Here is a 15,999-nt window from a genome sequence, read left to right as displayed (position 1 = left end):
GGCCGCGCCTCCGAACGGCATGCGGTCCGGTCCCGGCGGACCGGGCGGGCCCGGCGGTCCGGGAGGGCCGGGAGGCCCCGGCGGGCCGGGCGGTCCCGGCGGCTTCGGCGGGGGCGGCGGCGGACGCAGCGGCAGGCGCGGACGGCGCAAGGACAAGCCGGAGAAGACCGGCTGGCGGAAGTACGTCCCGAACTGGAAGATCGTCACCGCGGTCATCACGGTGGCGATCCTGGGGATCGCGACGCTCGTCGGGGTGGCCTACGCCAACACCCCGATCCCGAAGGCCAGGCAGGCCGACGTCACGAAGCAGGCGTCCGTCATCACCTACGACGACGGCAAGAGCACGATCGCGCGGGTCGGCATGAACCGCGAGATCCTCCCGCTCAAGGACATCCCGGAGGTCGTCCAGCACGCGGTGCTCGCCGCGGAGGACCGCGAGTTCTACAACGAGCCCGGCATCTCGCCGAGCGGCATCGCCGGCGCGCTGTACCGGGCCGCGACCGGCGGCGACGTCAACGGCGCCTCGACGATCACCCAGCAGCTCGCCCGGAACTACTACCAGGGCCTGAGCCAGAAGCGGACCGTCAGCCGCAAGCTCAAGGAGATCCTGATCTCCGTCCGGATGGGCAACGAGAAGTCGAAGGACTGGGTGCTCGAGCAGTACCTCAACACCGTGTTCTTCGGCCGCGACGCCTACGGCGTCCAGGCCGCCTCGCGCGCCTACTTCCACAAGCCCGTCAAGGACATCAACGCCTCCCAGGCGGCGCTGCTGGCCGCGATGATCCAGCGCCCGACGTACTTCAAGTCCTACGGTTCCGACTCCGACCCGGCGAAGCAGGCGCTGATCGCCCGCTGGAACTACGTCATCTCCGGCATGGAGAAGAAGCAGTGGCTCACGCCGGACGAGAAGGCCAAGGCGAAGTTCCCGCAGACGTACAAGAAGTGGAGCGACATCAAGGACACGGGTCAGACCGGCTACCTCACCGACCGTGTCATCTCCGAACTCGCCACGCTCGGCATCTCCAAGCAGCGCGTCCAGACCGCGGGCCTGCGGATCAGGACCACGTTCGACAAGGATCTGCAGGACTACACCGCGACGGCCGTCAAGCAGCTGAAGGACGAGAAGAACTTCAACAGCACCATCCACTTCGGCCTCACCGTGGTCGACCCGAAGACCGGCGGCGTGATCGCCGCCTACGGCGGCCCCAGCTACGAGAAGCAGCAGTTCGATGACTCCTTCCAGGGCGCGGTGCAGCCGGGTTCGTCGTTCAAGCCGATCGTGCTGGCGACCGCGCTGGACAACGACGTCAGCCTGAAGACGACGATGGACGGGCACTACCGGCGCATCATCAACGGGACGCCGTTCACCAACGACAGCCGGTCCGAGAACGGCGTCTTCGACCTCAAGGAGATGACGGCGAAGTCCATCAACACCGCCTACGTCGACCTCGGCCAGAAGGTCGGGCTGGACAAGGTGGTGGACATGGCCGAGAAGATGGGCATCCCGTCGAACACGCCGGGCCTCAACGCGACCTACACCTCGCTGCCCCTCGGTGTCATCGACGCGACCTCGGTCACGATGGCGGGCGTCTACCAGACGTTCGCCGCCGGCGGGGTGCACCGGCCGGCGCACGTGATCCAGTCGATCACGGACGCGAACGGCAATCCCGTCCTGAACGACGCGGGCAAGCCGGTGAAGAAGGAGCCGTGGGGCAAGAAGGACACCCAGGTCTTCAGTGCGGGTGTGGCGGCGGACGCCACGGAGGCGATGCGCGGAGTCGTCACGCACGGCACCGGTACCGGGGCGAGCCTCGGTTCCCGTCCGGTCGCCGGTAAGACCGGTACGTCGTCGCAGAACAAGTCCGCCTGGTTCGTCGGATACACGCCCGAACTCGTGACGGCGGCGTCGATGTGGCGGCAGGACAAGAAGGGCAATCGCCTGTCCCTGGTCGGCGTCGGCGGTTACAGCCAGGTCTACGGTGGTACCGTCCCGGCCGAGCTGTTCAAGATGGTCATGACGAAGGCGCTGGAGGGCAAGGAGATCACGCCGTTCCCGCCGCCGGTCTACGGCGGCACCGTCGCCCCGTGGGCGGTCGCGAAGCCGGAGCCGACGACGTCGCCGACGAACTCGCCGTCGCCGACGAACACGCCGACCTGCGGGAACAACGGCCAGGGACAGGGGCAGAACGGGCGGCCCTGCCCCGGCAAGACGCCGAACCCGACCAACACCCCGACGGCGCCGACGACGGAGGAGCCCTGCAACGGCCTGGGCCTGCCGCCCGGCTGCAATCCGAACCTCCCGCCGACCGACCCGGCCGCCCGGAAACAGTGGTGCAAGACGCACCCGGAGAACTCGGCGTGCAAGGAACAGGACCCGACCACTCCGAACGGGACCAACTGAACGCCCGAGCGCGAGCGAACGGCCCGGAGCCCATGGCGGCTCCGGGCCGTTCCGCTTTCCGCGGGTTCGCCGGACGCCGTTCCTGAAGGTTTCCTGGACGTCCGCATGCGCGGGCGGTGCGCGGGCGTGTTCTTTGCGCGCCGACCAATAGTCTGCTGTCCATGTCGTCGTCTTTTGAGAGGGTCGCGATGGCCAGCGCCGGGACCGGGACGGGTCCCGCGCGGGAGCGCGGCCGGATGGCGCGGCTCGCGCCGGTCATGGCGGGCGTCGCGGCCGTGGTGTGCGCGCTGGGCTGGCTGCAGAAGCAGCCGTGCGCGTCGGCGAAGTTCGACTTCATCAAGACGACGAAGCACGCCTGCTACACCGACGTGTACCCGCTGTACTACGTGCGCGGGCTGAACGACGGGAAGATCCCGTACTTCGACTCGTTCACCGGCTCCGACATCCACCACGTCGAGTACCCGGTGCTGAGCGGCGGCTTCATGCAGCTGGTCGCGTGGCTGGTGAAGCCGTTCGGGGTGGACGAGCGCGGGATGGCGTTCTACAACGTCACGGCGCTGCTGCTGGCGGTGCTGGCGATCGTCGCGGTGCTCGCGACGGCGTACGTGGCGGGCCGCCGGTCGCTGCGGGCCGGGCTGATGGTGGCGCTGTCGCCGGCGCTGCTGCTCACCGCGTACATCAACTGGGACCTGCTGGCGGTGGCGCTGGCGGCGCTGGCGCTGGCGGCGTGGTCGGCGCGGCGGCCGGCGCTGGCGGGCGCGATGCTCGGGCTGGCGATCGCGGCGAAGTTCTATCCGCTGCTGTTCCTCGGCCCGCTGGTGCTGCTGTGCGTCCGCGCGGGGCAGTGGCGGGCGATGGGGCGGATGCTCGCGGGCACCGCGGGCGCGTGGCTGGCCGTGAACGTGCCGGTGATGGTGTTCGCGTGGGACGGGTGGGTGGAGTTCTACAGCTTCAGCCAGAAGCGCGGCATCGACTGGGGTTCGATCTTCTTCGTGCTGCAGGACCACGGGCTGTCCGGGCTCGCGTCCGACACCGACGAGCTGAACCTGGCGGGGACGGGAACGTTCCTGGTGCTCGCCGCGGGGATCGCGGTGCTCGCGCTGGCGGCGCCGCGCCGCCCGCGGCTGCCGCAGCTGATGTTCCTGGTGCTGGTCGCGTTCATGCTGCCGAACAAGGTCTGGTCGCCGCAGTACGTGCTGTGGCTGCTGCCGCTCGCGGTGCTGGCGCGCCCGAAGCTGCCGGCGTTCGTGCTCTGGCAGGCCGGGGAGGTCGTCTACTTCTTCGGCATCTGGTGGTACCTGATGTCGGTGTCGCTGCAGGTGCCGGGCGCGGACCTGTCCTCGACGCTGTCGGCGGCGGCGCACCTGGGCGCGCCGGACGGCGGGATCAGCCAGGACGTGTACACCCTCGCGCTGCTCGCCCGGTTCGTCACGGTGCTGGCGCTGGCGGTGCTGGTGGTGTGGGACGTCCTGCGCCCGTCCGGCGACATCGTGCGGACGGGCGGCGAGGACGATCCGGCGGGCGGGGTGCTCGACGGCGCGGACGACGTCGTGTCGCTCCGCCGGTGGCGCGGCGCCCGGCACCTCGCGGCCGACCCGGCCTGACGCCGACCCGGCCTGAGTGCCGGGACGCCGCGCGAGGTCAGCGGCGCAGGGCGGCGATGAACCACTCGAACACCGGGACCAGCGAGGGCGGCACGGGCCAGCCGTTGATCACGGCGAGGAGCTGCCAGTACCGCTCGGCGCGCCGGTCGCTGCCGACCTCGAGGCGGTGCAGCAGCCGGGCGCGGAACTCCGGGCCGTCCTGCTCGCCGAACGCGTCCGCGTACGCGGCGGCGAGGTCGTCGACGACGGGACGGGCGGCGTCCGACACCGGGTCGATGCCCGCGGCGATCGCCGCGCTCGCCTTCTCGACCGTGATCTCCGTGAGGCCGGGCCAGCCCTCCTGCGCGGCGCCGCGCGCGGACTCCTCGGCCTGGAACTCCGCCATCCGCCGGACCGAGGCCCGGAAACCGGGGTCGCCGACCAGCTCGGCGAGCTCCACCCACGCGTCGACCTGCTCGGGCGACGGGTCGTCGGGCAGCTCCGGCAGCGTCGCCCGCATCTTCGCGGCGAACGCGGGGTTCACCTCCAGCCCGGCGAACGTCTCGTCGATGAAGCCGGTGATGATCCGGTTGCGTTCCTCGTCGGACAGCTTGGCGAGCTTGTGCATCAGCTGGACCTCCTCTGGGGCGGAACCGCGCTTCGCCACCGCGCGCAGCACGGCCCGGCGCAGCCGGAGCGTGCGGATCTGCACGTCGAGCGCCTCGGCGTGCGCCGCCGCGACGTCCCCGACGGTGACCTCGCGGGTCAGCACCCGCCGCACGGTGTCGAGGTCGATGCCGAGGTCGCGCAGCGTGCGGACGAGGTCGAGGCGGGTGGCGGCCGCGATGTCGTAGAGCCGGTAGCCGGCCGGCGACCGGTCGGTCGGCGGCACCACGCCGGAGTCGGAGTAGAACCGGATGGTCCGGACCGGGAGGCCGGTCCGCCGGGCCAGTTCCCCGATCGTGTACAGGGTGTCGCCGTCCATGTCCTCCACCTTGCGGGCTCCAGTCGGTGGAGACTCAAGCCCGTCCGCGCCGCGTCCGCGAACCCGCCACGCCGGGACCCGGGAGAGCGTGAGGGGAGAGCATGCGCAGAGAGCGCGCGCGGGGGAGGCCGCGCGCGCTCTCTGCCGGTGGATCGGTCAGCCGGTGTGGGACGGGTCGGCGATGACCGGGGTGGTGCCCTCGCGGCGGGCGCGCCGGGCGTCCTGGACGAACTCCTTGGTGAAGAGCGCGGACAGGGTCGCGACGCCGCCGCGGTGCACGCGGATCTCGCCGTGCTTGATCTCGCCGGTGATGCGGATCCGGCGGCCGCCGCCGTTCTCGCCGGTCCAGTCCTTGACCCGGCCGCGGCCGGTGTAGCGCAGGTCCCAGTGGTCGATCTCGGCGTCCTGCGGGACGAGCAGCTTGACCATCGAGTGGTCGATGCCGACCTCGATCTCGATGTCGCCGTCGGGGATGTGCGGCGAGCGCAGGTCGAGGACGGCCGAGGCGCGGCGGGCGCGCACCTCGAAGCGGCGCGCGTCCGTCCAGTGGCCGAGCTTCTTGACGGCGCCGTAGTAGGCGTGGACGCGCTCGGCGTCGGTCCGGTCGGTGGCGGTCCGGTCGGCGGCGGTGTCGTCGGTCGTGGTGGTCGGCGTGGTGTTCATCTCAGGCTTCCTTCGCGGAATCGGGCAACTACCTCGCTCTGAGAGTTGCTCCCTAAAAGAGTCTCTCTACTTACGAGAGAATAGGGCAGAGGCCGGCGCGCGTCAACCATCGCGATGGCCGCATCCGCGCGGCCGGGCATCGCGCCAGGTCAGCCGGAGATGCGAGGGATCGCCGCGACGATTGCGGCGACTTGAGGATTTCGTAGGGGAATGCCGGGGATGATCGCGGCCGGTGGGGGCGAGCGGCCCCGGGACGTCCCGCGCGCGCGGGAGGATGGCTACCGGGAGACGACGTGAACGCGAATCGAGCACTGGACGAGCTGCTCGCCGGACGGCTGCGGCCGGGCGTCTACCAGTGGCGGACGCCCGCCGTCCCCGGCGCCGTCGGCGACACGTCCTGGATGGAACGGGCCGAGGAGGCGGGCTGGCACGCCGTCCACCTGGACGGCCGCCGCGCTCCCGGCAAGGACGCGTTCCTGCGGCTCTGCGCGGAGGCCTTTGAGTTCCCCGACTGGTTCGGCGGCAACTGGGACGCCTTGGAGGACTGCCTCTCCGACCTGTCCTGGACGCCTGCCAAGAGCGGCTACCTCGTCCTCTACGAGTCGTGGGCAGAGCTCGCCGACGCCGACCAGAGCGCCTTCCGGACGGTCCTGGACGTCCTCGGAGGCGCGGTCAAGGCGTGGCGGGACACCCCCACGCCCATGGTGGTGCTGCTGGCGAGCGTGGGCGTGGAGGTCGCGGGCGTCCCCCGGCTCGCGTTCTAGCCGGGGGCGCGCCCTAGTACGTCGTGCCGGTCGTCGCGGCGCTGCCGAACATGATCGCCCACAGCCAGACGTAGAAGATCCAGAAGATCACCCAGCCGGCGGTGACGATGTAGCCGAGGATGAGGCCGGCGACGGCCATCCCCGAGCCCTCCTCGCGCGTCCGCTTGATCTGGCTCTGCGCGACGTGGCCGAAGATGATCGCGAGGACGGACGTCAGGCCGCAGCTGACGAAGCCGACCAGGCCCAGCACCATCGACGCGGTCGCCATGCCGTTGGTGCCGCGGCCGGCCGGCGTGCCGCCGCTGTAGTAGTGGTGCTGGACGGGCGGCTGCGAGTACGGCTGGGGAGCGTAGGGGTCGTTCGACGACCCGTAGCCGTAGGGATCGTACGGGGGCTGGGCCATGGGGGGGCTCCCGATCGGTTCGCGCGCCCGCCGCCGAGAGGACGCGCGTGCGCTGATGGGCTGGGGTTCCGGATTATGCCAGTGTGACGTGCCATCGCGAGTTTGTCGCCATGCCGGTCGTCACTGGGTTGGATGCCGGGAGCGCCGTCCGGGTTCCATGGGTGGCCTGATCTTGCCAGCCGGGGGTCAGACCTTGTCGCGCAGCCAGGAGATGTCGCCGGCCTGCCCGGCCGCGGGCGTCTCCACCACGACCGGCGCGTCCGCGGCCCGCACCACGGCGAGGATCAGCTCGGGGTCGATGCTGCCGCTGCCGAGGTTGGCGTGCCGGTCGGCGCCGGAGCCGAACGCGTCCCGGCTGTCGTTGCAGTGGACGAGATCGATGCGGCCGGTTATGGCCTTGATCCGGTCGACGGCGTCGACGAGCTCCTCGCCGGCGGCGTGCGCGTGGCAGGTGTCGAGGCAGAAGCCGACCTTGCCGTCCAGCCCCGGGACGCCGGACAGCACCTCCCACAGGCGGGCGATCCGGTCGAACTTGCGGGCCATGGCGTTGCCGCCGCCCGCGGTGTTCTCGATGAGCACCGGGATCGGGCACTCGGTGCGCTCGAACACCTTGCGCCAGTTCTCGAAGCCGGTCTCGGGGTCGTCGTCCTTCAGCACGTGCCCGCCGTGCACGATCAGGCCCTTCGCGCCGATCGACGCGGCCGCCTCGAGCTGCTGCGCGAGGTTCTTGCGGCTCGGGATCCGGATCCGGTTGTTGGACGTCGCCACGTTGATCGTGTAAGGCGCGTGCACGTAGACGTCCACGCCGGAGCCCTCCAGCGCCTCGACGCCCTCCGGCAGGACGGGCTTCTTCCAGCCCTGCGGGTCGCCGAGGAAGAACTGGACGACGTCGGCCCCGACCGCGCGGGCGTTGTCGAGCGGGTTGGTCTGGTCGACGTGGGCTCCGATGCGCATGGCACCGAGGTTAGCCGCGCCCTCCGACGTTTCGCCCCGCAACGCGCTCCGCGGCCCGGGCCGGGCGGTGCGGTCAGGTCGGGCGGTGGGGTCAGATCGAGAAGCCGCCGTGGCTGATCGCGAAGCCGGCGCCGACGAACGATCCCACCATGCCGATGACGTTCAGCCACCGCTCGTTGGTCGTCGCCGAGATCATCTGCGAGACGAGCGCGAGCGGCAGGCCGATGACGCCGACCAGCAGGCCGACGAAGTGGGCCGCGGGAACGCCCCCGCCGAGGACGAGCGCGGCGATCCCGAGGGTGAACGCCAGCACGGCGAGGACGTCCTGGAGCCGGTGGCTCTCGGGCTCGGCCCGGCTCCCGGTGGTCGCGTGCCCAGTGCCGGCTACCTGCTCAGGCATCCGGACCTCCTCACTTCGTGGTGCCCCGCGCGGGACGCATGGTGAACGCGGGACCGGACGGACCATGTGCGTAAAGGAATGCCCAGCGGACGGGAAGATCAACCGGGGCGGGCGCTCGGAAATGTCGGTGCCACCCGGTACGGTCGAACATGGATTCGAGAACACCGGCCGGGATCCGGGGGGACGCCGGGTCCGGGAGGAGCACACCGTGAGGGAGAGCGTGCCGGCCCGCGCGGGCCGGGGAGCGGAGGCGAGGCGATGAACTCCAGCGAACTCGGGGTCATCGGCGACGCGGAGCTCGTCGAGGAGCTGTCCATGCTGACGACCCAGACGGCCCGGATGCGGGCCAGGATGGCCGACATCATGGCGGAGCTGGAGCGGCGGCGCCGCAGCAGCCCCGGCCATCCGGCCGCCCGGCGCTAGCCGCCGCACCGTTCCCCGGGTCCCGCGCGGTTTCCGGGTCTCGCACGGTCCCCCGGACCCCGCGCGGTCCCTGGGGCCGCACGGTTCCCGGGCCCGGCACGGTTCCCGGGCCCCTCGGGTCTCCCGGCCGACCCGGAACCGGCTCGTACGCTGCCGATCTGTTGGTAGCCTGTACCGGTCCCGCGGCAGGTGCGCCCGGCGAATCCGGGTCCGGCGCGGCCGCGGGGGACGCAAGAGCCCTCCTGTCACGGAGAGACCGTGACCGCCAGTCCAGAGGAGGTAGGGACACAGCATGCGTCGATACGAACTGATGGCGATCCTCGACCCCGGCATCGACGAGCGCACCGCGAACGCGGCGCTCGACCCGTTCCTGAAGGTCGTCAAGGACGGCGGCGGCAGCGTCGAGAAGGTCGACGTCTGGGGCCGGCGGCGCCTGGCGTACGACATCCAGAAGAAGTCCGAAGGCATCTACGCGGTGGTCGACCTGTCGGCTGAGCCTGCCACGGTCAAGGAGCTCGACCGGCAGCTCAACCTGAGCGAGTCGATCCTCCGTACCAAGGTCATCCGCCCCGAGGTCCACTGAGCCCGGCTCAGCCCTCACACCAGCCGGAGCGAGCCCCATGGCAGGCGACACCGTAATCACGATCGTCGGGAACCTCGTCGAGGACCCGAACCTGCGCTTCACCCCCAGCGGCCAGGCGGTCGCGTCCTTCCGCATCGCGTCGACGCCGCGGTTCTTCGACCGCCAGTCGAACGACTGGAAGGACGGCGAGGCGCTCTTCCTCACCTGCAACGTCTGGCGGCAGGCCGCCGAGAACTGCGCGGAGACCCTGCAGCGCGGCATGCGGGTGATCGTGCAGGGGCGGCTCAAGCAGCGCTCGTACGAGACCCGCGAGGGTGAGAAGCGCACCGTCTTCGAGATCGAGGTCGACGAGGTCGGCCCGTCGCTGCGCAACGCGACCGCCAAGGTCAACAAGACCCAGCGGCAGGGCGGTGGCGGCGGCTTCGGAGGCGGCGGCCAGGGCGGCGGCGGCTTCGGCGGCGGCGGTGGCCAGGGCGGCGGTTTCGGTGACGGCGGCCAGGGTGGCGGCGGCGGCTTCGGCGGCGGCGGCCAGCAGGGCGGCCAGGCCAACGACCCCTGGGCCACCGGCGGCGGCGGTGGGGGCGGCGGCTTCTCCGACGACCCGCCCTTCTAGCCGCACAGCAAGACCAACGACATTTCCACGTCCATTCCCGCGTGAGCGGGGCTCTCTCTAAGGAGCACCACGATGGCGAAGCCACCTCCCCGCAAGCCGAAGAAGAAGGTTTGCGTTTTCTGCCAGGAGAAGATCTCCTACGTCGACTACAAGGACACGGGCCTGCTGCGGAAGTTCATCTCCGACCGCGGCAAGATCCGTGCCCGGCGGGTGACCGGCAACTGCACCCAGCACCAGCGGGACGTCGCCACGGCGATCAAGAACGCCCGCGAGATGGCGCTGCTGCCGTACACCAGCACCGCGCGCTGAGGCCGGGGGTAACGATCATGAAGCTCATCCTGACCCAGCAGGTCTCCGGGCTCGGCGAGCCCGGCGACGTCATCGAGGTCCGCGACGGCTACGGCCGCAACTACCTCGTCCCGCGCGGGTTCGCCATCCAGTGGACCCGGGGCGCCGAGAAGCAGATCGACTCGATCAAGAAGGCGCGCGCGGCCCGCGAGATCGCGACCGTCGAGCACGCCAAGGAGGTCGCCGGCCAGCTGGCGGCGCTGCGGGTGACGCTGCGCACCCGCACCGGCAGCAACGGCCGCCTGTTCGGCGCCGTGACCGCCGCGGACATCGCCGAGGCGGTGCGCGCGGCCGACGGCCCCGAGCTGGACCGCCGCCGGATCGAGATCGGCAACCCGATCAAGACCGTCGGCACCCACCGCGTCAGCGTGCGGCTGCACAGCGACGTCAACGCCACGATCGACGTCAACGTCGTCGAGGCCTGAGGTCCGCCTGAGGTCTGAGGCCTCCGCTCGAGGGCGGAGGCCCGCGGCCTGAGGGGGCCCGCGCCGCTCCGGCGGCGCACGCGTTCAGGACGACCCTCGCGTACCGGGATCAACCCGGACGCGGGGGTCGTTCTGCGTTCGGCGCGGCCCCCGTTTCCGGTCCGAGTCGCCTCTTGTCCCCGCAATCTCTTGCACAAGAACAGGGCTGGCACGTCCCGGATCTCTCTGGGTTTCATGTGAAACGTCCCTGAACCGCCCGGTGTTTGGGTGATCGTCTGAGCGGCCATTACGTTCCGTGATCAGATCATCGCGGGGCGAAGGGGGACGGTGTTGATCGCGCAATCGGGGGACGGCGCGGCCGGCCGGGAACGCGACGGGACGGCCGTGACGCGGCGGTCGGTGATCGGCGGCGTGGTGGGCGCGGGACTGCTGGAGGTGCTGGCGTTCGGCTCGCCGTTCGGCGGCAGGGCGACGGCGGACGGCGTTCCGGCGGGCCCGGACCTGGACGGCGTGACGGGCACGGTGCCGCCCGACCCGGCGGCCGGCCGCCTGCTCGACGAGCAGGCGCCCCTGTTCACGGCGGACGCACCGCGCGTCTACTCGCGCGCGCAGTGGAAGGCGCGGGCCCCCAAGCGTCCGGCCAAGGTCCTGGACCGCGCGCCCGACCACATCGTCGTGCACCACACCGACACCGGGAACTCCACCGACTACTCGGTCGGGCACGCGTTCAGCCTGTCCCGCTACATCCAGAACTTCCACATGGACAAGCGCGGCTGGGACGACAGCGGCCAGCAGCTCACGATCAGCCGGGGCGGGGTCGTGATGGAGGGCCGCAACCGGAGCCTGGCGTCGATCCGGTCCGGTGACCTGGCGGTGGGCGCCCAGGTGCTGCACAACAACGAGCACACCCTCGGGATCGAGAACGAGGGCAACTACATGAGGACGGCGGTGCCGGGCCGCCTGTGGGCCTCCTTGATGGAGGTGTGCGTGTGGCTCTGCCGGGAGTACGACCTCGATCCGGGCGAGGCCATCGTCGGGCACCGCGACTACAACGAGACCTCCTGTCCGGGGGACGTGCTGTACTCGCGGCTGCCGGCGCTGCGCAGGGCGGTCGCGGACCGGCTGGAGGGGGCGTCGGCGGCGCCGAAGCCGAAGGGCAAGCCCAAGGGGAAGCCGAAGGGCAACCCCAAAGCTCCGCCGAAGCCGGACGGCGGGCAGGACTACGGGAACCCGAACCAGTACTACCAGGGCGACGGCGACTGGCCGGGGCTGCTGAACCTGAACTGGTGATCCGGCGGGGCCGCGCGCGCCCTGCCGATCACCCGGTCACAGTCTGGCCGCCGGTCACGTCTGGCTCGCCGGTCACGTCTCGCCGCCGGTCACGTCTGGTCGCGGTCATGCCTCGTCGGCGGTCACGTCTCGGGGGTGGTGTAGCGGGTGCGGCGGCGGGCGATCTCGGGGTCGATGCCCTCGACGAGCGACCAGATGCCGGCGACGCGTTCCACCAGCGTCTCGGGCGGCAGCCCGGCCAGGCCCTCCGCCGCCAGGTCGTCGATCGCCTGCGTGAGCCGGGCCATCCGCTCGCCGTGGGTGGAACACATGTTCGAATAGTAGCGAGTGGGGCGGGGGAGGCGCGTGGGCTTCCGGAAATCCCCGGCCCCCGTCCGCGCCCCCGCCCCCGCGTCGGCCTTTCCGGCTCCGGCCTCAGGCCACCGGGACCCGGGCGGCGCCGTACCAGCGGGTCAGCGCGTCCTCCAGCGGCGCCGGGTCGTCGGACGTCCACGCGACGAACCCGTCCGCCCGCACCAGGATCGACGCGCCGGGCGCCAGCTCGGACGTCCCGGCCACCACGTCGACGCGGCCCGCCCAGCCCTCCGCTACCGCGGCGTGCGCCTCGTCCGCGGCGATGACGAGCCCGCGCCCCGTCCGCTGCAGGTCGGCGAGCCGCACGTCGCCTTCGGGCGTCCGGACGGCCGTGTCCGGCGCGTAGCAGCGGCCGACGAGGTCCTGCGCCGAGCCGAGGTCGTACCGGACGTCCGATCCGGTGATGAGGCCGGTGAGGTACCGGTTCGCGCCGTCGTGGTCGAGCATCCGGGTGAAGATCTCGCGCAGCGCGTCCACGTGCGGGCCCGGCCGCATCAGCGCCACCTGCGCGCGCGTGTTGTCGAGCACCCGTGCCGCGACGGGCCGCCGCTCCTCGGTGTAGGTGTCGAGCAGCGCGTCCGGCGCGTCGCCGCGCGCCACCAGCGCCAGCTTCCAGCCGAGGTTCGCCGCGTCGCCGATGCCGAGCAGGAGACCTTGGCCGCCGAACGGCGAGTGTACGTGCGCGGCGTCCCCCACCAGCAGCACGCGGCCGTCGCGGTAGGTGTCGGCGAGCCGCGCGTTGTCGGTGAACCGCGTGAGGGACGCCGCCGACCTCAGCGTGACGTCCGTCCCGGTGATGCGCCGCGCGGCGGCCTGGACCTCGTCCAGGGTGACGGGCGCGTCGCGGTCGGCGGGCGGGCCGTCGAACTCCACCATGAGCAGCCGCCGGGGCACCGGGCCGTTGACCAGCAGGCCACCGGGGTAGCGGTTCCAGCCGCGCGGGGCGAAGTCCGGGTCGTCCGGCTCGCAGAGCGCCTGGTAGCTGGTGATGATCCCGTCCGTGCCGGGGAAGGCGAACCCGCCGAGCTTGCGGACGCGGCTGCGGCCGCCGTCGGCGCCCGCCAGGTGCCCGGCGCGCAGCTCGTACCGGCCGTCCGGGCCGTCGACGGTGAGCGTCACGCCCGTGCCGTCCTGCTCGTAGGCGACCAGTTCGTGGCGGCGGCGGATCTCGGCGCCCAGCCCGGCGGCGTGCTCGGCGAGCACCTCCTCCAGCCGGTCCTGCGGGATGAGCGTGAACCCGGCCGTCGCGTAGGGCGCCTCGCGCAGCGCCCAGATGCCCGCGAAGTGGCCTTGGGCGGCCGGGCCACCGCCCTTGCCGCCGCGAGGGGCGGGCTTCCCCAGCGCAGCCATGATCGAGTCCTGGACGCGCGCGATGGCGCCGCCGAGGCCGCGCCGGTCGAGCATCTCGGCGGCGCGCCCGTGGATCGCGCCGGCCTTCGCGCGCCGGTCCACCTCGGCGAGCCGTTCCAGGACGATCACCTCCACGCCGTGCGTCCGCAGCTCGACGGCCAGGGCGAGGCCGGCCGGTCCCGCGCCGGCGATGACGACCTCGGTGTGCTGCCGCTCCATCGCGACCTCCTTAACGCCGTTAAATTTAACAGCGTTAAGCATGGCTTTAACGCTGTTAAGCTGTCAACCCCGGAGCGAGAGGACCCCGATGAAGCTGGAGCGGGACGAGATCGTCCGCACCGCGATCCGCCTGCTGGACGAGGTCGGCCTGGACGGCCTGAGCCTGCGCCGGCTGGCCCGCGAACTGCACGTCCAAGCGCCCGCCCTCTACTGGCACTTCGCGAGCAAGCAGGAGCTCCTCGACCAGATGGTCACCGTCATGGCCGCCGAGGGCTACGGGCCGGACGCCCCCGCCCCCGGCCAGCCGTGGGACGACTGGCTCGCCGGCCGCGCCCGGGCGCTGCGCGACGGGTACCGCGCCCACCGCGACGCCGTCCGCCTCGCCGCCGGCAGCCGCCCCACCGCCGACCGGGCGCCCGCCGTCGAGGGCATGCTCCGCGCCCTGTGCGACGCCGGGTTCACGCCCGGCGAGGCGCTGCTCAACCTGCTCGTCGTCACCGACTACGTCGGCGGCGCCGTCCTCGAGGAGCAGGCCGGGCTCGGCCGCGACGACGACGGGCTCGAACGCCTCCAAGGCGCGCCGGCCGCCGACGGCCTGCTCGGCGAGGCCGCCGCCGAGCTCCAAGGACCGGACGACGCGTTCGAGTACGGGCTGGGCCTGCTCATCGACGGCATGCGCGCGCGCCTCGCCGCCCGAGGGACGGCTACCGGACGGCGCCCGTCACCATCCACCGGTCGCCCCGCGCCCGCAGACCCAGCGTGACCATCCGCGTCGCCATCCACAGCCCGATCGCCGCCCACAGCCCCACGATCCCCGCGTCCGCCCCGTACAGCAGCAGCGCCGCGGGAAGGAACACGACCGTCGCGACCAGCGTCGTCACCGCCAGGTAGGCGCCGTCGCCCGCCCCGATGAGGATCCCGTCGAGGACGAACACCACCCCCGCGACCGGCTGCAGCACCGCCACCAGCACCAGCGACACCAGCAGCAGATGCCGGACGTCGCCGTCGGAGGTGAACAGGTCCGGCAGCCACGGCCGCACCGCGAGCACGGCCAGCCCGAACACCACCCCGCACGCCACGCCCCACCCCACCATCCGGCGGGTCACGGCGCGGGTTCCGGACACGTCCGCGGCGCCGAGGTACCGTCCGGTGATCGCCTGGCCCGCGATGGCGATCGCGTCGAGCGCGAACGCGAGCAGCGTCCACACCTGGAAGCCGACCTGGTACGCGGCGATCTCCGCGTCGCCCATCCGGGCGGCGATCGACGTCCCGACGATCAGCACGATCCGCAGCGCCGCCGTCCGCAGCAGCAGCCCGAAACCGGCCGTCGCGGACGTCCGCAACCCGGCCCAGTCCGGGCGGACCGGCGCGCCCTCCCGCCGCGCCGCGCGCAGCACCACCGCCACGTACACCGCCGCGCTGCCGGTCTGCGCCAGCACCGTGCCCCACGCCGACCCCGCGATCCCCCATCCGAGGACCAGCACGAACACCGCGTTGAGCAGCAGGTTCAGCGTGAACCCGCCGATCGACACGGCCAGCGGCGTCCGGGTGTCCTGTAGGCCGCGCAGCACGCCGGTCCCGGCCAGGACCACCAGCATCGACGGGATCCCGAACAGGCTGATCCGCAGGTACGTCTCCGCGAACGGCGCCACCGCGGCGGACGCGCCGAACGCGTCCACGATCGGCGGGATCAGCGGCCAGCCCGCCGCGATCAGCACCGCGCCGATCGCGACCGCCAGCCACATCCCGTCGATGCCCTGCCGGACCGCCGCCCGCCGGTCCCCCGCGCCGATCTGCCGCGCGACGCCCGCCGTCGTGCCGTAGGCGAGGAAGACGCACAGGTAGACCAGCGTGTTCAGGGCCTGCCCGGCGACGCCGAGCCCGCCGAGCTGGGCCGTCCCGAGGTGCCCCACGATCGCCGAGTCGGACAGCAGGAACAGCGGTTCCGCCACGAGGGCGCCGAACGCCGGCACCGCCAGCCGCAGGATCTCGCGGTCATGCCGGCTCGTCCGGAACCTCACCATGCGCTCTCCGGCCTCTGTAACTCTTCAAAGAAGTTCACACCTTACAGCACCCGGATCGGCCGACTTTCTCTCCCCCACACCCGGTGGACGACGTTTTCGCAGCTCACGACGGTACCGGTAAAGCAGCGAACGAACTTTCCCCAGAGTTGTCCACAGGTCGTGCACAACGTGTCCCGCGTGTCTGCACAGGTATTCCACAGGTTCCTCCACAGGACGC

18 protein-coding genes are annotated in these 15,999 nt (G+C 72.0%); 10 read left to right on the top strand and 8 right to left on the bottom strand.

Annotated features, from left to right (window positions below; genetic code table 11):
• Both F9B16_RS16710 and F9B16_RS16705 read left to right on the top strand, forming a co-directional pair.
• A partial coding sequence (locus F9B16_RS16710) for a transglycosylase domain-containing protein (RefSeq protein ID WP_225991682.1) occupies nucleotides 1–2,401 on the top strand: 2,401 nt, incomplete at its 5' end.
• A gap of 161 nt (nucleotides 2,402–2,562) precedes the next feature.
• Entirely contained in the window at nucleotides 2,563–4,005 is a 1,443-nt protein-coding gene (locus tag F9B16_RS16705; RefSeq protein WP_225991681.1) for a glycosyltransferase family 87 protein, read from the top strand.
• 37 nt (nucleotides 4,006–4,042) lie between these two features.
• Here the strand turns inward: F9B16_RS16705 and F9B16_RS16700 are convergent, their stop codons facing one another.
• Together F9B16_RS16700 and F9B16_RS16695 are read right to left on the bottom strand one after the other, a co-directional pair.
• On the bottom strand, nucleotides 4,043–4,969 hold the full coding sequence (locus tag F9B16_RS16700; RefSeq protein ID WP_151540991.1) for a MerR family transcriptional regulator: 927 nt from the start codon (nucleotides 4,967–4,969) through the stop codon (nucleotides 4,043–4,045).
• 156 nt (nucleotides 4,970–5,125) lie between these two features.
• Entirely contained in the window at nucleotides 5,126–5,632 is a 507-nt protein-coding gene (locus F9B16_RS16695; protein ID WP_151540990.1) for a hypothetical protein, read from the bottom strand.
• A 293-nt stretch (nucleotides 5,633–5,925) separates the two neighbouring features.
• Between F9B16_RS16695 and F9B16_RS16690 the strand changes: the two genes are divergently transcribed.
• Nucleotides 5,926–6,396: a barstar family protein gene (locus tag F9B16_RS16690; protein WP_225991680.1), complete on the top strand. Its 471-nt coding sequence runs from the start codon at nucleotides 5,926–5,928 to the stop codon at nucleotides 6,394–6,396.
• A gap of 13 nt (nucleotides 6,397–6,409) precedes the next feature.
• On the opposite strand, the gene F9B16_RS16685 is transcribed toward F9B16_RS16690, so the two are convergent.
• From F9B16_RS16685 to F9B16_RS16675, 3 genes are all read right to left on the bottom strand, one after another.
• Nucleotides 6,410–6,799: a DUF4190 domain-containing protein gene (locus tag F9B16_RS16685; protein WP_151540989.1), complete on the bottom strand. Its 390-nt coding sequence runs from the start codon at nucleotides 6,797–6,799 to the stop codon at nucleotides 6,410–6,412.
• A gap of 186 nt (nucleotides 6,800–6,985) precedes the next feature.
• Nucleotides 6,986–7,753: a deoxyribonuclease IV gene (locus tag F9B16_RS16680; protein WP_151540988.1), complete on the bottom strand. Its 768-nt coding sequence runs from the start codon at nucleotides 7,751–7,753 to the stop codon at nucleotides 6,986–6,988.
• A gap of 91 nt (nucleotides 7,754–7,844) precedes the next feature.
• Entirely contained in the window at nucleotides 7,845–8,153 is a 309-nt protein-coding gene (locus tag F9B16_RS16675; RefSeq protein ID WP_192808827.1) for a hypothetical protein, read from the bottom strand.
• A 258-nt stretch (nucleotides 8,154–8,411) separates the two neighbouring features.
• Between F9B16_RS16675 and F9B16_RS50905 the strand changes: the two genes are divergently transcribed.
• From F9B16_RS50905 to F9B16_RS16650, 6 genes are all read left to right on the top strand, one after another.
• Entirely contained in the window at nucleotides 8,412–8,576 is a 165-nt protein-coding gene (locus F9B16_RS50905) for a hypothetical protein (protein ID WP_192808826.1), read from the top strand.
• Nucleotides 8,577–8,868: 292 nt separating this feature from the next.
• On the top strand, nucleotides 8,869–9,159 hold the full coding sequence (gene rpsF, locus F9B16_RS16670; RefSeq protein ID WP_151540987.1) for a 30S ribosomal protein S6: 291 nt from the start codon (nucleotides 8,869–8,871) through the stop codon (nucleotides 9,157–9,159).
• 37 nt (nucleotides 9,160–9,196) lie between these two features.
• Complete coding sequence (locus tag F9B16_RS16665) at nucleotides 9,197–9,772, top strand: single-stranded DNA-binding protein (protein WP_151540986.1); 576 nt, start codon at nucleotides 9,197–9,199, stop codon at nucleotides 9,770–9,772.
• A 72-nt stretch (nucleotides 9,773–9,844) separates the two neighbouring features.
• Nucleotides 9,845–10,081 carry a 30S ribosomal protein S18 gene (gene rpsR / locus F9B16_RS16660; protein WP_019631633.1) on the top strand — a complete coding sequence of 79 codons (237 nt, stop codon included), beginning with the start codon at nucleotides 9,845–9,847 and terminating at the stop codon, nucleotides 10,079–10,081.
• 17 nt (nucleotides 10,082–10,098) lie between these two features.
• Nucleotides 10,099–10,545, top strand: a complete 447-nt coding sequence (rplI, locus tag F9B16_RS16655) for a 50S ribosomal protein L9 (protein ID WP_151540985.1) — start codon at nucleotides 10,099–10,101, stop codon at nucleotides 10,543–10,545.
• A gap of 330 nt (nucleotides 10,546–10,875) precedes the next feature.
• Nucleotides 10,876–11,835, top strand: a complete 960-nt coding sequence (locus F9B16_RS16650; RefSeq protein ID WP_404800500.1) for a peptidoglycan recognition protein family protein — start codon at nucleotides 10,876–10,878, stop codon at nucleotides 11,833–11,835.
• 122 nt (nucleotides 11,836–11,957) lie between these two features.
• Here F9B16_RS16650 and F9B16_RS16645 read toward each other — a convergent pair whose 3' ends face one another.
• Both F9B16_RS16645 and F9B16_RS16640 read right to left on the bottom strand, forming a co-directional pair.
• Complete coding sequence (locus F9B16_RS16645) at nucleotides 11,958–12,146, bottom strand: hypothetical protein (RefSeq protein WP_052357975.1); 189 nt, start codon at nucleotides 12,144–12,146, stop codon at nucleotides 11,958–11,960.
• Nucleotides 12,147–12,249: 103 nt separating this feature from the next.
• Nucleotides 12,250–13,758 (bottom strand): FAD-dependent monooxygenase, encoded by a 1,509-nt coding sequence (locus F9B16_RS16640; protein WP_151540984.1) that lies wholly within the window; start codon nucleotides 13,756–13,758, stop codon nucleotides 12,250–12,252.
• Between the two features lie 88 nt (nucleotides 13,759–13,846).
• On the opposite strand from F9B16_RS16640, the gene F9B16_RS16635 reads away from it, so the two are divergent.
• Nucleotides 13,847–14,521: a TetR/AcrR family transcriptional regulator C-terminal domain-containing protein gene (locus F9B16_RS16635; protein ID WP_192808825.1), complete on the top strand. Its 675-nt coding sequence runs from the start codon at nucleotides 13,847–13,849 to the stop codon at nucleotides 14,519–14,521.
• Here F9B16_RS16635 and F9B16_RS16630 read toward each other — a convergent pair.
• A complete protein-coding gene (locus F9B16_RS16630) occupies nucleotides 14,463–15,782 on the bottom strand; it encodes an MATE family efflux transporter (protein WP_151540982.1) in 1,320 nt (439 codons plus the stop codon). The two genes, F9B16_RS16635 and F9B16_RS16630, sit on opposite strands and share 59 nt — an antisense overlap.
• Nucleotides 15,783–15,999 lie beyond the last annotated feature (217 nt).

Source organism: Actinomadura montaniterrae (genome assembly GCF_008923365.1).
In the GTDB taxonomy this organism is placed as follows: domain Bacteria; phylum Actinomycetota; class Actinomycetes; order Streptosporangiales; family Streptosporangiaceae; genus Spirillospora; species Spirillospora montaniterrae.
Note: the sequence above shows the minus strand (reverse complement) of the source record. Positions and strands in the feature narration are given on the sequence as shown.